The organism is Variovorax boronicumulans, assembly GCF_019352895.1.
Taxonomy (GTDB): domain Bacteria; phylum Pseudomonadota; class Gammaproteobacteria; order Burkholderiales; family Burkholderiaceae_C; genus Variovorax; species Variovorax boronicumulans_A.
In genome coordinates this window covers 266764-285450 of the sequence record NZ_JAAAFX010000009.1, presented here as the reverse complement: position 1 = coordinate 285450, position 18687 = coordinate 266764, and the positions used below count along the sequence as shown (strand labels likewise).

General features: G+C 69.8%; 12 protein-coding genes. 10 read left to right on the top strand and 2 right to left on the bottom strand.

Annotated features, from left to right (window positions below; all coding sequences use genetic code 11):
• Positions 1 to 79 precede the first annotated feature (79 nt).
• The 8 genes from K0H49_RS20545 to K0H49_RS20510 all read left to right on the top strand — a co-directional run bounded on the left by K0H49_RS20545 (position 80) and on the right by K0H49_RS20510 (position 14392).
• Positions 80 to 3580 carry a transglutaminase family protein gene (locus K0H49_RS20545; RefSeq protein WP_219216396.1) on the top strand — a complete coding sequence of 1167 codons (3501 nt, stop codon included), beginning with the start codon at positions 80 to 82 and terminating at the stop codon, positions 3578 to 3580.
• A 79-nt stretch (positions 3581 to 3659) separates the two neighbouring features.
• On the top strand, positions 3660 to 6371 hold the full coding sequence (locus K0H49_RS20540; protein ID WP_219216394.1) for a circularly permuted type 2 ATP-grasp protein: 2712 nt from the start codon (positions 3660 to 3662) through the stop codon (positions 6369 to 6371).
• 231 nt (positions 6372 to 6602) lie between these two features.
• Positions 6603 to 7625, top strand: a complete 1023-nt coding sequence (locus K0H49_RS20535; RefSeq protein ID WP_219216392.1) for a transglutaminase family protein — start codon at positions 6603 to 6605, stop codon at positions 7623 to 7625.
• Positions 7626 to 7674: 49 nt separating this feature from the next.
• Positions 7675 to 8061, top strand: coding sequence for a hypothetical protein (locus tag K0H49_RS20530; RefSeq protein WP_219216390.1), 387 nt, complete (start codon positions 7675 to 7677; stop codon positions 8059 to 8061).
• 76 nt (positions 8062 to 8137) lie between these two features.
• The gene (locus K0H49_RS20525; RefSeq protein ID WP_219216389.1) at positions 8138 to 9379 is read left to right on the top strand and encodes a TolC family protein; all 1242 of its coding nucleotides are present in this window, start codon (positions 8138 to 8140) and stop codon (positions 9377 to 9379) included.
• Positions 9376 to 10866 (top strand): efflux RND transporter periplasmic adaptor subunit, encoded by a 1491-nt coding sequence (locus K0H49_RS20520; RefSeq protein WP_219216386.1) that lies wholly within the window; start codon positions 9376 to 9378, stop codon positions 10864 to 10866. Before K0H49_RS20525 ends, K0H49_RS20520 begins: the two co-directional genes overlap by 4 nt.
• The gene (locus K0H49_RS20515) at positions 10863 to 14027 is read left to right on the top strand and encodes an efflux RND transporter permease subunit (RefSeq protein WP_219216385.1); all 3165 of its coding nucleotides are present in this window, start codon (positions 10863 to 10865) and stop codon (positions 14025 to 14027) included. The genes K0H49_RS20520 and K0H49_RS20515 overlap by 4 nt, the downstream gene beginning before the upstream one ends.
• 17 nt (positions 14028 to 14044) lie before the next feature.
• Positions 14045 to 14392, top strand: coding sequence for a copper-binding protein (locus K0H49_RS20510; protein ID WP_219216383.1), 348 nt, complete (start codon positions 14045 to 14047; stop codon positions 14390 to 14392).
• Between the two features lie 16 nt (positions 14393 to 14408).
• Here K0H49_RS20510 and K0H49_RS20505 read toward each other — a convergent pair whose 3' ends face one another.
• Positions 14409 to 16316, bottom strand: a complete 1908-nt coding sequence (locus tag K0H49_RS20505; protein WP_374122389.1) for a potassium transporter Kup — start codon at positions 16314 to 16316, stop codon at positions 14409 to 14411.
• Positions 16317 to 16655: 339 nt separating this feature from the next.
• Between K0H49_RS20505 and K0H49_RS20500 the strand changes: the two genes are divergently transcribed.
• Together K0H49_RS20500 and K0H49_RS20495 are read left to right on the top strand one after the other, a co-directional pair.
• Positions 16656 to 17549 carry a DMT family transporter gene (locus K0H49_RS20500; protein WP_219216378.1) on the top strand — a complete coding sequence of 298 codons (894 nt, stop codon included), beginning with the start codon at positions 16656 to 16658 and terminating at the stop codon, positions 17547 to 17549.
• 157 nt (positions 17550 to 17706) lie between these two features.
• Positions 17707 to 17958: a hypothetical protein gene (locus K0H49_RS20495; RefSeq protein WP_219216376.1), complete on the top strand. Its 252-nt coding sequence runs from the start codon at positions 17707 to 17709 to the stop codon at positions 17956 to 17958.
• Between the two features lie 62 nt (positions 17959 to 18020).
• On the opposite strand, the gene K0H49_RS20490 is transcribed toward K0H49_RS20495, so the two are convergent.
• Entirely contained in the window at positions 18021 to 18656 is a 636-nt protein-coding gene (locus K0H49_RS20490) for a tRNA-uridine aminocarboxypropyltransferase (RefSeq protein WP_219216374.1), read from the bottom strand.
• Positions 18657 to 18687 lie beyond the last annotated feature (31 nt).

Genomic DNA, 18687 nt, shown 5'->3' with positions numbered 1-18687 from the left:
GCGTAAATTGCTATGCCTGTGGGCTAGTATGCGTCTCACTTGAGGCACGTCGCCACTCGCTCCGCTCCGAGAACCACTGATGTCCATTCACGCCGCTCTTCACCACGTCACCCACTACAAGTACGACCGTCCGGTGCAGCTCGGCCCGCAGGTGGTGCGCCTGCGTCCGGCGCCCCATTGCCGCAGCAACATCATTTCGTATTCGCTGCGCATCGAACCCGAGCAGCATTTCGTCAACTGGCAGCAGGACCCCTTCGCCAACTACCAGGCGCGGCTGGTCTTCCCCGAGAAGACGCGCGAATTCAAGGTCACGGTCGACCTCGTGGTCGAGATGGCGGTCTACAACCCCTTCGACTTCTTCCTCGAGCCGCAGGCCGAGAACTTCCCCTTCAAGTACACCGCCTCCCAGGCCGAGGAACTCGCGCCCTACCTGGTGGCCGACGAGGCCACGCTGCTGGTGCAGGCCTACCTCGACAAGATCGAGCGCAAGGAACAGCGCACCATCGATTTCCTGGTGGGCATCAACCAGCAGGTGCAGTCCGACGTCAACTACCTGATCCGCATGGAGCCCGGCGTGCAGACGCCCGAAGAGACGCTCGCCAACGGCAGCGGCTCCTGCCGCGACTCGGGCTGGCTGCTGGTGCAGCTGCTGCGCCACATGGGCCTGGCCGCGCGCTTCGTCTCGGGCTACCTGATCCAGCTCACGCCCGACGTCAAGGCGCTCGACGGCCCGAGCGGCACCACGGTCGACTTCACCGACCTGCACGCCTGGTGCGAGGTCTACCTGCCCGGCGCGGGCTGGATCGGTCTCGACGCCACCTCGGGCCTCTTGGCCGGCGAAGGCCACATCCCGCTGGCCTGCACGCCCACGCCCTCGAGCGCCGCGCCGATCGAAGGCGTGGTCGACGACGCCGAGGTCGAGTTCGGCCACGAGATGGTGGTCACGCGCATCCATGAATCGCCGCGCGTCACCAAGCCCTACACCGAGGAGCAATGGGCCGAGGTGCTGGCCCTGGGCGAGGCGGTCGACAAGCGCCTGGCGGCCGGCGACGTGCGCCTCACGATGGGCGGCGAGCCGACCTATGTGGCGACCGGCGACCGCGACGCGGCCGAATGGAACACCGATGCGCTGGGCCCGACCAAGCGCGGCTACGCCACCGAGCTGGTGCAGAAGCTGCGCGCCGAATACGGCGACGGCGGCTTCCTGCATTTCGGCCAGGGCAAGTGGTACCCGGGCGAACAATTGCCGCGCTGGGCGCTGTCGATCTTCTGGCGCGCCGACGGCCAGCCGGTGTGGCACGACCCCGAACTCTTCGCCGACGAGCGCGTGCCCACGCACTACACCAGCGAGGACGCGCGCCGCTTCACCACCGTGCTGGCGCACCGCCTGGGCCTGACCGAGCGCTACATCCAGCCGGCCTACGAAGACACCTACTACTACCTCTGGCGCGAGCGCCGGCTGCCGGTCAACGTCGACCCCTTCGACTCCAAGCTCGACGACGAGATGGAGCGCGTGCGCCTGCGACGGGTGTTCACGCAGAAGCTCGACGCGGTGATCGGCTACATGCTGCCGATCGAGCCCGCAAGTGCCGACCGCGACGCCCCCGCGCTCGAAGGCCCGGGCTGGAAGACCGGCCCCTGGTTCCTGCGCGACGACCGCATGTACCTGATCCCGGGCGACTCGCCCATGGGCTACCGGCTGCCGCTCGACTCGCAGCCCTGGGTGCGCAAGGGCGACTACCCCTACCTGATCGACCGCGACCCGACCGCGCCCGTGGGCAGCCTGCCCGACGCAGCGGACTACCGCGCGCGCTACGCCGGTCCGCCGGTCGGCCCCAAGGCCGACATGGGCACCGTGCCCTATGCCTTCGGCACGCCGCCGGCCTCGGGCGCGGCGCTGCGCATGCAGACACCGGGAAGCGCGAGCACCACGGGCCTCGGCGCAACCGAGGCCGACGGCAAGACGCCGCGCCAGCCCGGTCGCGGCGAATCGGCCCACTGGATCACGCGCAGCGCGCTGTGCGTCGAGGTGCGCGACCCGCGCCGCGCCAACGGCCCGGCCGCGGAAAAGGTCGGCAGCGCCTCGGGCGTGCTCTACGTCTTCATGCCGCCGCTCAAGCGCCTCGAGGACTACCTCGACCTGGTCGCGGCCATCGAGGCCACGTCGACACAGCTGGGCCTGCAGATCGTGATGGAAGGCTACGCGCCGCCGCGCGATCCGCGGCTGAAGATGCTGGCGGTCACGCCAGACCCGGGCGTGATCGAGGTCAACATCCATCCGGCCAACAACTGGAAGGAGCTGGTCGCGCACACCGAGTTCCTCTACGACGCGGCCTTCGAGACCCGGCTGTCGGCCGAGAAGTTCATGACCGACGGCCGCCACACCGGCACCGGCGGCGGCAACCACTTCGTGATGGGCGGCGCCACGCCCAACGACAGCCCCTTCCTGCGCCGGCCCGAGCTGCTGGCCAGCCTGCTGCTCTACTGGCACAACCACCCCTCGCTGAGCTACCTGTTCTCGGGCATGTTCATCGGCCCGACCAGCCAGGCGCCGCGCGTGGACGAAGCGCGCAACGACCAGGTCTACGAGCTGGAGATCGCGCTCAAGGAGATCGCGAAGAACCGCGAGATCTACGGCGCCAACATGCCGGCCTGGCTGGTCGACCGCACGCTGCGCAACATCCTGGTCGACGTGACCGGCAACACGCACCGCAGCGAGTTCTGCATCGACAAGCTCTACTCGCCCGACTCGGCGACCGGCCGCCTGGGCCTGCTGGAACTGCGCGCCTTCGAGATGCCGCCGCATGCGCGCATGAGCATCGCCCAGCAGCTGCTGCTGCGCGCCTTCATCGCGCGCTTCTGGGACGAACCCTACAAGGCGCCCGCCACGCGCTGGGGCACCGAACTGCACGACCGCTTCCTGCTGCCGACCTTCGTCAAGATGGACTTCGACGACGTGATCAGCGAGATGCGCCAGGCCGGCTTCGCCTTCGACCCGAACTGGTTCGCGCCGCACCTCGAGTTCCGCTTCCCGCTGGTCGGGCAGGTGCAGGCGATGGGCGTCGAGCTGTCGCTGCGCAACGCGCTCGAGCCCTGGCACGTGATGGGCGAGGAAGGCTCGTCCGGCGGCACGGTGCGCTATGTCGATTCGTCGCTCGAACGCATCGAGGTGCGCGTGACCGGCCTGAACGAAAGCCGCCACGTGATCACCGTCAACGGCAAGGTGCTGCCGCTGCAGCCCACGGGCACGGTCGGCGAGTTCGTCGCCGGCGTGCGCTACAAGGCCTGGAACCCGCCCTCGGCGCTGCACCCCAGCATCGGCGCGCATGCGCCGCTGACCTTCGACATCGTCGACACCTGGATGAAGCGCTCGCTGGGCGGCTGCCAGTACTTCGTGGCCCACCCGGGCGGACGCAACTACGACACCTTCCCGGTCAACGCCTACGAGGCCGAGAGCCGGCGCATGTCGCGCTTCACGCGCACCGGCCACACGCCGGGGCTGATGAAGACGCCACCGGCGACGATCGAACTCGCGGGCAGCCGCGAATTCCCCTTCACGCTCGATCTCAGAAAAGGATGAGCGCTTCCATGCGTATTGCGGCGATTTGTCACGTCTTCGCGGGCGCCGTCGATGACGGCGGTGTGACAATCGGCGCACCGTGGAACCCCTGAACGAATCGCTCTTCGAAGCCCAAGCGCTCGAATCCCCTGCCGCGCTGGCCTCGGCGCTGGCGCCTGCCGCCTCGGCCGGCCACTTCGACGAATTGCGCGGCGCGGCGACGCCTGTCGTGCCGGCGCGCCCGGCCACGCCGACTGCCGCGCCCGCGCCGGTGCTGCACGACGCGGCGCAGGCACCGGCGGCTGCGCCAGCCCCGACGGCCAAGGCCGCGGCGCCGTCCGAACTCACGCCGCCCTGGAGCCGCTTCTTCGACCACCTGGGCCATGGCGGCTTCGCCGACCTGCCGCGGCGCGCCACCAGCATGGCGCGGCAGATCCGCGACAACGGCGTCACCTACAACGTCTACGCCGATGCCGACGGCCCGCAGCGGCCCTGGTCGCTGGACCTGTTCCCGCTGATCATCTCGCCCGAGAGCTGGACCCAGATCGAGGCCGGCGTGCAGCAGCGCGTGCGCGTGCTCGACCGCGTGATGGCCGACGTCTACGGCCCGCAGCAGTTGCTGGCCGAAGGCCTGCTGCCCGCGGCCTTGGTGCGCGGCCATCCGGGCTACCTGCGCGCCATGCACGGCGTGAAGCCGCCCGGCGACACCTGGCTGCACATCGCGGCCTTCGACCTGGCGCGCGGCCCCGACGGCAACTGGTGGGTGGTATCGCAGCGCACCCAGGCGCCTTCCGGCCTGGGCTACCTGCTCGAGAACCGGCTGGCCATCTCGCGCCAGTTCCCGCAGGCCTTCGAGGAGCTGCAGGTGCAGCGGCTGGCCGCGACCTACAGCGCGATGATGGAAGGCCTGCAGCGCATGTGCCCGGCGGGCTCGCCGCCGCACATCGCGCTACTCACGCCCGGCCCCTACAACGAGACCTACTTCGAGCACGCCTACCTGGCGCGCTATTTGGGCGTGACGCTGGTCGAGGGCAGCGACCTCACGGTGCGCGACCAGCGCGTGTACCTCAAGACATTGCAGGGCCTGCGCCCGGTGCACGGCCTGATCAAGCGGCTCGACGACCAGTTCCTCGACCCGCTCGAGCTGCGCCCCGACTCCACGCTGGGCGTGCCCGGCCTGCTGCAGGCCATCCGCGCCGGCAACCTGCTGGTGGCCAACATGCCGGGCTCGGCCTTCCTGGAATCGCCTGCGCTGCTGGGCTTCCTGCCCGCGCTGGCGCGCCGCCTGATCGGCGAGAAGCTGCAGCTGCCGGCCTTGCCGACCTGGTGGTGCGGCGAGCGCGCGGCGCTCGAGGCCGCGCTGCCGCAACTGGGCGACTGCGCGATCAAGGCCACCTACCCGGGCGAGGATTCGCACACCAGCTTCGAAGCCGTGCTGGGCAGCCGCATGGGCCGGCGCGAGCTCGACGAATGGGCCGGCCGCATCGTGCGCCAGGGCGACGAGCACACGGTGCAGAGCTATTTGCCGCTGTCGCAGATGCCGACCTGGGCCGAAGGCAGCGACCGCGCCGAGCGCGGCCGGATCGCGCCGCGCTCGGTGCTGCTGCGCGTGTTCGCGGTCAGCGACGGCGCGCAGTCCTGGCGCGTGCTGCCCGGCGGGCTGGCGCGCCTGGCCGGCGCCAATGCGCAGATCGCGTCGATGCAGCGCGGCGGCAGCAGTGCCGACGTGTGGGTGCAGACGCATGGCGAGGTCGACCGCACCACGCTGCTGCAGCCGCAGGCCACGCCGGCCTCGCTGGCGCGGCACCGCGCGCCCGTGACCAGCCGCGCGGCCGAGAACATGTTCTGGCTGGGCCGCTACACCGAGCGCGCAGAGAACGCAGTGCGCCTGGCGCGCATCACGCTCGACCTGATGGGCGGCGAGGACCCCTCCTCCCGCACGCTGCTCGAATGGCTGCACGGCCTGGCCACGCGCAACGCGCTGATCGCGCCCGGCGTGCCCATCGGCTCGAAGTCGCGGCGCGTGTTCGAGCGCGCGCTGATCGCCGAGCTGGGCAACGTCGAGACCGGCGGCAGCGTGGGCTACAACCTGCGTTGCGTGCGGCAGGCCGCGGCCGCGGTGCGCGAGCGGCTGTCGCAGGACCACTGGAACCAGATCGTGCGCGCCGAGATCGACTTCCTGCACCAGACCACCGAGCAGCCCGGCGAGAGGCTCGACGGCACGCTGGCCGCCGGTGCCGCGCTGCGCTCGCTCGAGGCCGCGAGCGCCGCCCTGTCGTCCATGACCGGCGCGCAGACCGACCGCATGACGCGCGACGATGCCTGGCGCCTGCTGTCCATCGGCCGCCACATCGAGCGGCTGGCCTTCCTGTCGAGCGCGATGGCCGCGGGCTTCGCCAACGGCGCGGTGCACGAGGTCAGCGGCTTCGAGGCCATGGTGGCGCTGTTCGACAGCACCATCACCTTCCACGCGCGCTACCAGCAGCGCCGCGACGTGGCGACCATGGTCGACCTGCTGGTGCTCGACGGCGACAACCCGCGTTCGCTGGCCTGGGTCACGCAGACGCTGCGCGGGCGCATCGCCAAGCTCGCGGGCAGCGCGCCCGGCACCTTGACCGCACTCTCGTACGAGCTGCCCGACCCGGCCATGTGGACGCTCGAGCACCTGTGCGAGACCGACGCCGAAGGCCGCTACCCCGCGCTGATCCAGCTCTTCGAGTTCTGCGAGACCGCGGCCTACCACGTGTCGGATGCGATCGGCATCCGCTACTTCACGCTCACTTCCGAGTCCGTGCGCTCGGTCGGCGTATGAGAAGCCCACCCCCGACGCGCCTGCGGCGCTTCCCCCTCAAGGGGGCGATACCTGCGGCCCGGCAAAGCCGGTTCCGCGGTATCTCTGGACCACCCCCGACGCGCCTGCGGCGCCTCCCCCTCGAGGGGGCGATACCAGCGGCCCGGCAAAGCCGGTTCCGCGGTATCCCTGGCCTTCGCCTGTGCCAGGTTCATCCGCTGTCCTCGGCGCGCACTGCCACGGAGAACTGAGATGCGCCTGCACGTCACCCACGAGACCCGCTACGACTACGTGCCGCCGGTCGAGACCGCGCAGCACCTGGCGCACCTCAAACCGCGCGAGACCGCCTCGCAGAAGCTGCTGAGCCATGCGCTGTCGATCACGCCCGAGCCCGCGCAACGCAGCGAGTCGGCCGACGTCTACGGCAACACGCGGGCCTTCTTCGCGCTCGAGTCGACCCACGAACACCTGGTGGTCAAGGCCCAGAGCGTGGTCGAGACCTCGGAGCCGGTGCTGGCCAAGAGCATCGCGCGCGAGTTGCCCTGGGAGGCGGTGCGCGAGCGCTTCCGCTATGCCAAGGGTGCGACCTTCGACCCCGCCTCGGACTTCGTCTTTCCCTCGCACTACGTGCCGCGGCACGAGGACTTCGCCACCTACGCCCGCGCCAGCTTCGTGCCGGGCCGCCCGACCTTCGAGGTCGCGACGGACCTGATGCTGCGCATGTACCGCGACTTCGACTACGACGCGACCAGCACCGAGATCAGCACGCCCGCGGTCGAGGCGCTGGCCCAGCGCAAGGGCGTGTGCCAGGACTTCGCCCACATCCTGATCGCCTGCTTCCGCACCATGGGCCTGCCGGCACGCTACGTCAGCGGCTACCTGCTCACGCAGCCGCCGCCGGGCCAGCCGCGGCTGGTCGGCGCCGACGCCTCGCATGCCTGGGTGTCGGTCTACCTGCCCGGCGCGGACGGCCCTGGCGACTGGGCCGACTTCGACCCGACCAACGGCCGCCAGCCGGGCGAAGACTACGTGACCCTGGCCATCGGCCGCGACTACGCCGACGTCTCGCCGATGCGCGGCGTGCTGCACGGCGGCGCGCGCCACACGCTCGACGTGGGGGTGACGGTCCGGCCATCACACGAACCCGCGGTGGAGGCCGTGGCAGCACCCGCGACGCGCGAGGGCGCGCCATCGCCATCGCCATCGCCATCGCCATCGCAGTCGCAGTCGCAGTCGCAGTCGCAGTCGCAGTCGCAGTCGCAATCCAGGACCTGAACCCCGGCTCCTGCAAGCCGCGGCCTGCCGCGCTACACTCCGCGTCTTCATGGCCCGCCGCCGCTCCCTCCATCGCTGCCTGACCGCCTTCGCCGTGGTCCTGTCGCTGCTGTTCTCGCAGCTGGCGCTGGCGAGCTATGTCTGCCCCGGCGTGCCAGACACCGACGCCATGGCCGAGATGATGGCGACAGGCGCGCCCTGCGAGGGCATGGACATGGCCCAGCCGGTGCTGTGCTTCCAGCATGCCGCGGACCTCTCGCTGTCCTTCGAGCCGGTGAAGCTCAGCACGCCCTCGCTGCCCGCCATCGTGCAGATCGTGGTCATGCCCCTGGTGCTGGCGTCGGAGGGCCATGCCCTGCCCCGCCAGGCCGAACCCGAGCGGCAGCATCCGCCGCCCGAACCCGTTTTCCTCTCCACGCGCAGACTGCGCGTCTGATCCCTCCGTCGACTGATCGGTGCCGGTGCGGCGTGTCCGCAACCCGGCGATTGTTTCGTTCGTCTGCGGAGTTCTCATGTCCCTTCTCTCCTCGCGCGCGGCCGTCTGGGCCGCCGCGCTACTGCCGTGCCTTGCCGCGGCCGCGTCCCCGCCGTCCTTGTCCCTCGACGCCGCGCTGCAGCTTGCCGCGCAGCGCTCCCAGAGCACCCGCGCGGCCCAGGCCGGGGTCCTGAGCGCCACCGAGGCAGCCCATGCGGCCGCCCAGCTGCCCGACCCCACGCTGCGCATCGGCGTCGACAACCTGCCCGCCACCGGGCCGGACCGCTTCCACACCGCGCGCGATTCGATGACCATGAAGCGCATCGGCATCAGCCAGGAATGGCTGTCCGCCGACAAGCGCGCGGCGCGGCAGGCGGCCGCCGATGCGGCGGTCGATCGCGAGGCGGTGCAGGTGCAGGCCGCCACCGCCGACACCCGCCTTCAGACCGCGCTGGCCTACGTCGACGCCTTTTATGCCGGCGAGAACCTGAAGCTCGCCACGCGCATGGAACACCACGCCCATGAGGAGCTGGAAGCGTCGCGCGCGCGCCTGTCCTCGGCCGCGGGCAGCAGCCAGGAGGTGCTGGCCCTGGCCGGCGCCAAAGGCGTGGCCGAAGACGAGACGGCCGACATCCGGCAGCAGCAGAGCGCCGCCGGTGTGGCCTTCCATCGCTGGGTCGGCGTCGTGCCCGAAGACCTGCAGCCGCCGCCCGCCATCACGCTGCCCACCGAGCCAGCCTATGTGGCCGCGCACCCCACGGTCGCAACGCTGCAGCGCGCGCTCGACATGGCGCGCCGCAACGCCGACGTGACCGCCGCCAACCGCAAGCCCAACTGGAGCTGGGACCTCAGCTACGGCCAGCGCACCGGCTATGCCGACATGGTGTCGGTGGGCGTGAACATCCCGCTGGCCATCGCGCCCGGCGAGCGCCAGGACCGCGACACCGCCGCCCAGCTCGCGCTGGCCGACAAGGCCGAGGCCGCGCTGGCCGAAGCCACCCGGGCCGCCACCGCCGAGTACCGATCGCTCGCCAGCGACGCGCAGCGCCTGCAGCAACGCATCGAACGCTACCGCGGCGCGGTCGTCGTTCCGGCCGGCCAGAGGACGACCGCCGCCACGGCCGCCTACCAGTCCAACCAGGGCAGCCTGGTCACGCTGTTCGAGGCCCGGCATGCCGAGGTCGAGGCGCAGCGCAAGCTGCTGGCCTTGCAGCGCGACCTGGCCAGAACGCAGGTGCAGCTGGCCTTCAAGCCGCTCGGCGAAGAGGTGGCGCGATGAAAAGGACCCACGCGATCGTCATCGCACTGCTGGCCGCCCTGCTGCTTGCAACCGGCGCCTTCTACCTGGGCCGCAGGACGGGCTCGTCGATGGAGGCATCGATGGCGGCCCCTTCCGCCACCGACGCCCGCCAGGTCCTCTACTGGCACGACCCGATGGTGCCGGGCCAGCGCTTCGACAAGCCCGGCAAGTCGCCCTTCATGGACATGCAGCTGGTGCCCGTCTATGCCGAAGGCGCGACGCAAAACACAGGCGTGGCGGTCAGTCCGACAGTGCAGCAGAACCTGGGCATCCGCTACGCGACGGTGCGGCGCGCCGAGACGTCCACGTCCTTCGACGCGGTCGGCACCGTGCAGTTCGACGAGCGGCTCAACGTGGCCGTGCAGACGCGCGTGGCGGGCTATGTCGAGCAGTTGTCGGTGCGCGCGCCGATGGAGCGCGTGCGCAAGGGCCAGGCCCTGGCGACGGTCTTCGCGCCCGAGTGGCTCGGCCCGCAGAACGAACTGCTGGCGCTCCAGCGCGCCGGCGTGTCGGCCGACCTCGTTGCGGCGGCGCGCGAGCGCATGCGTGCCCTGTCGATCCCGGCCGACCTGATTCGGCGCAGCGAAGCGACGGGCACCGCACAGGCGCGCTACGTGCTCACGGCACCGAGCGCCGGCGTGGTGGCCGAGCTGGGCGTGCGCGAAGGCGTGGCCGTGTCGCCCGGCACCACGCTGTTCCGCATCGCGGGCCTCGACAAGGTCTGGGCCGTGGTCCAAATCCCCGAGGCGCAGGCGCTGCGCCTGGTGCGGGGGCAAAAGGTCACGGCGGCCCTGCAGGCCGATGCCACGCAATCCTTCGAGGGCACGCTCGACGAGATCCTGCCCGAGATCGACGCGGCCACTCGCACGCTCAAGGCCCGCTTCGAAGTCGACAACCGCCAAGGCACGCTGGTGCCCGGCATGCTGCTGCGCCTGCAGGTCGCGGGGCCGCGCAGCACCCGGCTGCTCGTGCCGTCCGAAGCCGTGATCCGCACCGGCCAGCGCGCCGTCGTCATCGTGCGCCAGCCCGAGGGCGGCTTCGAGCCGCGCGAGGTGTCGCTGGGCGCCGACCAGGGCGAGGACACCGAGGTCCTCTCCGGCCTGGCCGAAGGCGACCAGGTGGTGGCCAGCGGCCAGTTCCTGATCGACTCCGAGGCGCGGCTGCGTGCGGTGCTGGGGAACATGGCGGCACCTGCACCGGCCTCGACTGCGTCGGCGCCCGCCGCGGCGATCCACCAGGCCGAAGGCAGGGTCGAGAGCGTGGCGCCCGACGCCATCACCGTCTCGCACGGCCCGGTCGCCACGCTCCAGTGGCCGCCGATGACGATGGGCTTCGCCAAGGCATCGCCCGATGCGTTCCTGGACATCCGGCCCGGCGACACGGTGCGCTTCGCATTCAAGGAAGGCGGCCCCATCGGCTACGAGCTGGTGTCGGTGCAGCGCGTGCCAGCAGGCGCCAAACCATGATCGCCGCCCTGATCCGCTGGTCCATCGGCAACCGCTTCCTGGTGCTGATCGCGACCCTGTTCCTGATGGCCGCGGGCGCCTGGTCGGTGGCCCGCACGCCGCTCGATGCGCTGCCCGACCTGTCGGACACCCAGGTCATCATCCGCACGCCCTTCCCCGGCAAGGCGCCGCAGGTGGTGGAGGACCTGGTCACCTATCCGCTGACCACCACGATGCTCAGCGTGCCCGGCGCCAAGACCGTGCGCGGCTACTCCTTCTTCGGCGACTCCTTCGTCTATGTGCTGTTCGACGACAAGACCGATCCCTACTGGGCGCGCTCGCGCGTCGTGGAGTCGCTGAACCAGGTGCAGAGCAAGCTGCCCGCGGGCGCCAACGCAGCGCTGGGCCCCGATGCCACGGGCGTGGGCTGGGTCTACGAGTACGCGCTGGTCGACCGCACGGGCACGCACGACCTCGGGCAGCTGCGCGCGCTCAACGACTGGTTCCTCAAGTTCGAGCTCAAGACCGTGCCCGACGTGGCCGAGGTCGCGAGCATCGGCGGCATGGTGCGCCAGTACCAGGTGGTGCTCGACCCCGACCGCATGCGCGCGCTGGGCATCACGCAATCGACCGTCGTCGACGCGCTGCAGAAGGCCAACCAGGCCTCGGGCGGCTCGGTGGTCGAGTTCGCCGAGGCCGAGTACATGGTGCGTTCGCGCGGCTTCCTGCGCACGCTGGACGACTTCCGCACCATCCCGCTGGCCACGAGCGGCGCCACGCCCGTGCTGCTGCGCGACGTGGCGACCGTGCAGGTCGGCCCCGAGATGCGGCGCGGCATCGCCGAGCTCGACGGCGAAGGCGAAGTGGCCGGCGGCGTGGTCGTGATGCGTTCGGGCAAGAATGCGCGCGCCACCATCGCGGCCGTCAAGGCCAGGCTCGAAGCGCTCAAGCCCAGCCTGCTGCCAGGCGTGGAGATCGTGCCGACCTACGACCGCTCGCTGCTGATCGACCGCGCGGTCGACAACCTGCGCACCAAGCTGATCGAGGAGTTCATCGTGGTGGCGCTGGTCTGCGCGGTCTTCCTGTTCCACCTGCGCTCGGCGCTGGTGGCGGTGGTGGCCCTGCCGGTCGGCGTGCTCGCGGCCTTCATCGTGATGCACTGGCAGGGCGTCAACGCCAACATCATGTCGCTGGGCGGCATCGCGATCGCCATCGGCGCGATGGTCGACGGCGCGATCGTGATGGTCGAGAACGTGCACAAGCACATCGAGGCCTTCGAGACCGCGCAGGGACGGCAGCCCACGACCACGGAACGCTGGCGGCTGGTGGGCGATGCCTCGGTGGAGGTCGGCCCCGCGCTGTTCTTCTCGCTGCTGGTGATCACGCTGTCCTTCGTGCCGGTGTTCTCGCTCGAGGCGCAGGAGGGCCGGCTGTTCGCGCCGCTGGCGTTCACCAAGACCTATGCCATGGCGGCCGCGGCCGGCCTGTCGGTGACCCTGATCCCGGTGCTCATGGGCTACCTGATCCGCGGGCGCATCCCGCACGAGGCCGCCAACCCGGTGAACCGCGTCCTGATGGCCGTGTACCGGCCCGCGCTGGAATGGGTGCTGCGCTTCCCCCAAGCCACGCTGCTCCTCGCCGCGCTGCTGCTGGCGCTGACGGCCGTGCCGCTGATGCGGCTGGGCGGCGAGTTCATGCCGCCGCTGGACGAGGGCGACCTGCTCTACATGCCATCGGCGCTGCCGGGCCTGTCGGTGTCGAAGGCGGCCGAACTGCTGCAGCAGACCGACCGCCTGATCAAGACCGTGCCCGAGGTCGCGCGCGTGTTCGGCAAGGCCGGCCGCGCCGACACCGCGACCGACCCCGCGCCGCTCGAGATGTTCGAGACCACGATCCAGTTCAAGCCCGGGGACCAGTGGCGCGCGGGCATGACGCCCGACAAGCTGATCGAGGCACTCGACCACGCGGTGCAGGTGCCGGGCCTGAGCAACGTCTGGGTGCCACCGATCCGCAACCGCATCGACATGCTGGCCACGGGCATCAAGAGCCCCGTGGGCATCAAGGTGGCGGGCCCGGACCTGGCCACCATCGATGCGCTGAGCACGCAGATCGAAACAGCCGTGAAGGCCGTGCCCGGCGTGTCCTCCGCGCTCGCGGAGCGGCTCACGGGCGGGCGCTACATCGACGTCGATGTCGACCGGCTCGCGGCCGCGCGCTACGGGCTCTCGGTGGCCGACGTGCAGGCCGTGGTGTCCACCGCCATCGGCGGCGACGACGTGGGCGAGCTCATCGCGGGCCGCGAGCGCTATCCGATCAATGTGCGCTACCCGCGCGAGATCCGCGACTCGCTGGAGCGCCTGCGGCAGCTGCCCTTCGTGACCGACAAGGGCGCGCAGCTGCTGCTCGGCGACGTGGCGAAGATCGGCATCGCCGACGGCCCGCCCATGCTGCGCAGCGAGAACGCGCGGCTCTCGGGCTGGGTCTACGTCGATGTGCGCGGGCGCGACCTGCGTTCCGCCGTCCAAGCGATGCAGGCCGCGGTCGACCAGACCGTGAAGATGCCGCCCGGCTACGCGGTGTCGTGGTCGGGCCAGTTCGAGTACCTGGAACGCGCGACCGAGCGGCTCGCGCTGGTGATTCCGCTCACGCTGGCCGTGATCTTCGTGCTGCTCTACCTGCTGTTCCGGTCCTTCGCCGATGCGGCGCTGGTGATGGCGGCCGTGCCCTTCTCGCTCATCGGCGGCTTCTGGCTGATCTGGGCGCTGGGCCATTCGATCTCGGTGGCCACCGCGGTCGGCTTCATCGCGCTGGCGGGCGTCGCGGCCGAGTTCGGCGTGGTGATGCTGGTCTACCTCAAGAACGCTTTGGCCAGGCGCCTCGAGGCCGGCGAAGCGATGAACGACGACACCCTGCGCGCCGCGATCCGCGAAGGCGCGGTGCTGCGCGTGCGGCCCAAGGCCATGACCGTGGCCGTGGTGATGGCCGGCCTGCTGCCCATCCTCTGGGGCCACGGCACGGGCTCGGAGGTGATGACGCGCATTGCCGCGCCCATGGTCGGCGGCATGGTCAGCGCACCGCTGCTGAGCATGCTGGTCGTGCCGGCGGCCTGGTACCTGCTGCATCGGCGCCGTGGCCGGGCGCACGCCTCGCGTCCTTCTTCTTCAACCCAATCAAGTCATTGAACCCCAGGAGTCACACCATGAAAACCATCCTTTCCCTCGCCTTCGCACTGCTCGCCGCGTCGGCGGCCCTGGCCCATGCCCAGCCCTCGAAGGACCCCATGGCGTCCATGCAGATGCCGGCGCAGCCGCAGGCCGGGGCCGGCCAGCTGACCGACGCGGTGGTCCAGAAGATCGATCCGGCGCGCGGCCTGATCGTGCTCAAGCACGGCGACATCCCCAACCTCGCGATGCCCCCGATGACCATGGGTTTCGACGTCGCGGACCGGAAGATGCTCGACCAGGTCAAGGCCGGCGAAAAGGTGCGCTTCCACGTCGAGGTCGTGCAGGGCAAGCCGACCGTCACGCACCTCGAATCGGCGCGCTGAGCCCGGGCGGGCCGGCTCAGATCTCGATGCGCACGCCCAGCTCGATCACCCGGCTCGAGGGCAGCTTGAGGAAGTCGGCCACGCTGCCGACGTTGTGCAGCATCGTGGCGAACAGCCGCGCGCGCCAGATCGCCATGCCGTGTCCCGGCCTCGGCACCAGCGACGCGCGGCTCAGGAAGTAGGAGACCTTGTTGGGCTTGAACAGCAGCCCGTGGCGCGCGCAGAGCTCGAGCGCCATCGGGATATGCACACGGTCCTTGAAGCCGTACTGCACGCTCAGGTGGAAGCAGTTCGCGCCCAGGTCGGTCAGCGTGATCCGCTCGGCCGCCGGCACGCGCGGGACCTCGTGGTTGACGACCGTGAGGAAGACCATGCACTCGTGCAGCACGTGGTTGTGCTCGAGGTTCTTCAGCAATGCATGCGGCACGCCGTTGGGGTTGATCGACAGGTAGATCGCCGAGCCTTCGACACGGTCCGTCCTGTGGCCGACCTGCGCCTGGATGAAGGGCCCCAGCGGCGTCGTGCCGGCACGCTCCCTGGCCTCGCGCTCCATCATCTCGCGGCCCCGGTGCCAGGTGGTCAGCACGATGAACATCACGGCACCGATGGCCAGCGGGAACCAGCCGCCCTGCACGATCTTCAGCAGGTTGGCGGAGAAGAAGGCCACATCGATGATCAGGAAGAAGCCGGTCGCCAGCACGCACAGCCACCAGTTGTAGCGCCAGGCGTAGCGCACCACGAAGAAGGTCAGGCAGGTGGTGATCAGCATGGTGCCGGTGACCGCGATGCCGTAGGCCGAACCCAGCGCCGTCGACGAGCCGAAGCCCAGCACGGCCATGACGACGGCCGCCAGCAGCAGCCAGTTGACCGCCGGCACATAGATCTGGCCGGCCTCCGATTCGGAGGTGTAGCGCACCTGCATGCGCGGCAGGAAACCGAGCTGGATGGCCTGCTTGGTCATCGAATAGGTGCCCGAGATCACGGCCTGCGAGGCGATCACGGTGGCGGCCGAAGCCAGCAGCACCATCGGCACCAAGGCCCAGCCAGGAAACATCAGGAAGAACGGGTTCTCGATGGCCTTGGGATTGGCGATCAGCAGCGCGCCCTGCCCCAGGTAGTTCAACGCCAGCGACGGGAACACCAGGCTGAACCACGACAGCCGCACCGGCGTCGCGCCGAAATGCCCCATGTCGGCATACAGCGCCTCGGCGCCGGTCAGCGCCAGCACCACCGCGCCCAGCGCGACGAAGGCCAGCCAGCCGTGATGCAGGCAGAAGGCCAGGCCCGCGAGCGGATTCAGGGCCGCCAGGATGGCCGGTGCCGCCAGCAGATGCGCGACGCCTGCGCCCGCGAGCACCACGAACCACACGACCATGATCGGCCCGAAGATCGCGCCCATGCCCGCGGTGCCGCGCTTCTGCACCAGGAACAGCGGCACCAGCACGGCCAGCGTGATCGGCACCACGTACTGGGCCAGCCCGGGCGCCGCGAGTTCGAGCCCCTCGATCGCGCTGAGCACCGAGATCGCCGGCGTGATCACGCCGTCGCCGTAGAACAGCGAGGCGCCGAACACGCCGATCAGCAGCAGCACGCGGCGCAGCCGCGGGCGGTCGGCGACCGAGGACGCGGCCAATGCGAGCAGCGCCATGATCCCGCCCTCGCCATGGTTGTGGGCCCGCATGATCAGCACCACGTACTTCAGCGAGACCACGATCATCAGCGACCAGAAGATCAGCGACACCACGCCGATCACGTTCGTCGGATTCAGCGGCATGCCGTTGGCCGGGTCGAACAGCGTCTTGAGCGTGTAGAGCGGGCTGGTGCCGATGTCGCCGTAGACCACGCCGATCGCGGCCAGCACCAGCATCGGTGTCCGCCGCTTGCCATGCAGGGGGCCGGGGGACGGTGCCGCGAGCGGTGCCATTGCCGTTGTCGCTGCGCTGGATGTGGACGTCATTCTTGGAAGCGCATCGCGCCGGAATGCCCGCTGGGGACGACAGGCGCAGTGTGCCACTGGCGGCGGGAGGGGAGATGCTCTTTTGCGAGCGGCCTGCGATGCTGTTGCTGGCCCACAGCGTCCGAGGACGCAATGTACCCAGCGCATCACCATGCGCCTGCCCGGCCTTGCGGGTCGAACACGCGCGTCCTGCAACGCGCTGATCGAAGGCAGAATCCGCCCAGCACCAGACGTTCATAGCGCCTACGCCAGGCGATCAAACCACAAGCCCCATCCCTCCGGCCACGGCCGCGAGACAACCCGACCATGCACTCGACCGGAACCCTGCGCGGCATCGCCGCGATGCTGTTGGCTTGCGCCTTCTTCGCCTGCATGGACGCGCTGCTCAAGAACCTGGCCGGACATTACCCGCCGGTGCAGGTGATGGCCATGCGCGGCCTCACGGCCCTGCCCTTGGTGTGCCTGTACATCGCTTCGCGGCGCGAGGCCGCCGGCGTCTTCAACCGCCGGCTGCGCTGGCGCCTGCATCTGCTGCGCACCGCGCTGAACATGACGATGCTCGTGCTCTTTGTCCATGGCCTGAAGACCCTGGGCTTGGCCGAGGCCTACACCCTCACCTTCATCGCGCCGTTGCTGATGGTGCTGATCGCCGTGCCGATGCTGGGCGAGTCGGTGCAGCCGCGGCACTGGATCGCGATCGGGCTGGGCTTCATCGGTGTCGTGATCGCGCTGCGACCCGAACAAGGGGCCTTCCTCTCGACCGGCGCCCTGGCGATTCTGGTGGCCGCCGTCTGCTACGCGCTGTCGAACATGCTGGGCCGGCTCATCAGCCGCACCGAATCGAGCGCCGCGCTGGTCTTCTGGACCACGGCCGGCATGGCTGTCTGCGGCAGCCTGTTGGCGGCACCGCAATGGGTACCGATCCAGGCCGAGCACACCTGGCTGCTGGCAGGCCTGGCCATCAGCGGCTTCCTGGGCCAGTTGGCCATCGCCGAAGCCTTCCGCCACGGCCAGGCCGCCGCCATCGCCCCCTTCGAATACAGCGCCCTCGCCTGGGGGCTCCTGCTGGACTGGGTGTTCTGGCAGGCCGCGCCCGATGCATGGACGCTGGGTGGCGGGGCGTTGATCGTGGCGAGCGGGCTGTGGCTGGCGCGAAGCGAGGCGCCAAGGGCTGCACGGAAAAAGCGGCAGTCCGCTTGAGCTTCAGTGAAGCTCGTGCAGGGGCACGTGCTGTTGCAGCGAGTTCAGGCGATAACCTTGAGTGGCTGATCGACGGCTTGGGCTCCGAAGGTCTGGAGGTAGGGACCGGCTACAGTCGCCTAAAAAGCAGACATCCACCGTTGACCTTCATCTATCCATGGACGCTGTCATTGAACTGCTGCTTGCTTTGACCGGAAAGGGCCTTGTCTCGCTTTTCTCGCTCGGAAAGTGGCGCGGCGAGGCTCTGAACGGCAATGAGGCACGTCTTCACGCGGCTGCGGGTTCGTTGTCGTTCGTGCTCGATGGTCGGCGCGTGGTGACCACGGCCGGGCTTACTCTCATAGGCTTGGCCTTTTACGGGCTGCTTGTCGCGGCTCTTGTCTACTGGATGACGCGCGGCCAGGTCTGAATTCGGCCAGAACCAGGCATTTGGCTGTTCACTTAAATGAACCTCGTAACCCTTAGTCGAGGTCAGGACTCGTCAGTTTGCGCGTTTCGCTGCCCGCCAGCCTGCTCCACGTACTCTACAAACCCGTCGAAGGCATCCAGCAAGGGCTGGAACCGCGCCGCATCGCCTTCCAGTTGGCCCAAGGCGTAGCAGGTCGCCTCCAGCGTAGAGAGTTGGTCGGGCCCATGGGCTTTGCGGATACGGTAATGCGAAGGCGGCAGGTTGCGCAGGGCCAGGCGGGGCAACTGTTGCAGTGGCGGGCTTTGGTAGAGCATCTTTCGGCTTTTGCGCCAGGTGCCGTCCAGCACGACCAGGCGCAGGCGCGACGACTTCGCTTGCAGCCACTCGGGCGGTAGCGGAAGTGGGGCTCGCAGGTCCGGAGCGCTCTCTTGCGGACTGTCCGGGTACAGCAGCAGCGTGTGCTTGCCGTCGACCGGCCAGACCGGCGCGGCAAATGCCTCACCCACCACCAAGCGGCAATGTGCCAAGCTGAGATGCAGCAGGCGGGCACTGCCTTTGGCGTGGTGAACCTCCAGCGGGTGCTGCAGCACCACTACCTCCACCGCGTGGTCGGTGGGCGCGACCCAGCGGCAAATACAGGCGCTGAGCGGGCGCAGGCACGCGGTGCACTGGGGGCGGGGGACTAAGGCGGCGCACATGGCTGAATTTTATTCAGCGTGCCTGGCTAGG

Coding starts and splice junctions, on each gene's coding strand:
- K0H49_RS20490 (WP_219216374.1), bottom strand. CDS start 18,656: ATGTGCGCCGCCTTAGTCCCCCGCCCCCAGTGCACCGCGTGCCTGCGC.
- K0H49_RS20515 (WP_219216385.1), top strand. CDS start 10,863: ATGATCGCCGCCCTGATCCGCTGGTCCATCGGCAACCGCTTCCTGGTG.
- K0H49_RS20510 (WP_219216383.1), top strand. CDS start 14,045: ATGAAAACCATCCTTTCCCTCGCCTTCGCACTGCTCGCCGCGTCGGCG.
- K0H49_RS20525 (WP_219216389.1), top strand. CDS start 8,138: ATGTCCCTTCTCTCCTCGCGCGCGGCCGTCTGGGCCGCCGCGCTACTG.
- K0H49_RS20520 (WP_219216386.1), top strand. CDS start 9,376: ATGAAAAGGACCCACGCGATCGTCATCGCACTGCTGGCCGCCCTGCTG.
- K0H49_RS20535 (WP_219216392.1), top strand. CDS start 6,603: ATGCGCCTGCACGTCACCCACGAGACCCGCTACGACTACGTGCCGCCG.
- K0H49_RS20495 (WP_219216376.1), top strand. CDS start 17,707: ATGGACGCTGTCATTGAACTGCTGCTTGCTTTGACCGGAAAGGGCCTT.
- K0H49_RS20530 (WP_219216390.1), top strand. CDS start 7,675: ATGGCCCGCCGCCGCTCCCTCCATCGCTGCCTGACCGCCTTCGCCGTG.
- K0H49_RS20545 (WP_219216396.1), top strand. CDS start 80: ATGTCCATTCACGCCGCTCTTCACCACGTCACCCACTACAAGTACGAC.
- K0H49_RS20505 (WP_374122389.1), bottom strand. CDS start 16,316: ATGGCACCGCTCGCGGCACCGTCCCCCGGCCCCCTGCATGGCAAGCGG.
- K0H49_RS20500 (WP_219216378.1), top strand. CDS start 16,656: ATGCACTCGACCGGAACCCTGCGCGGCATCGCCGCGATGCTGTTGGCT.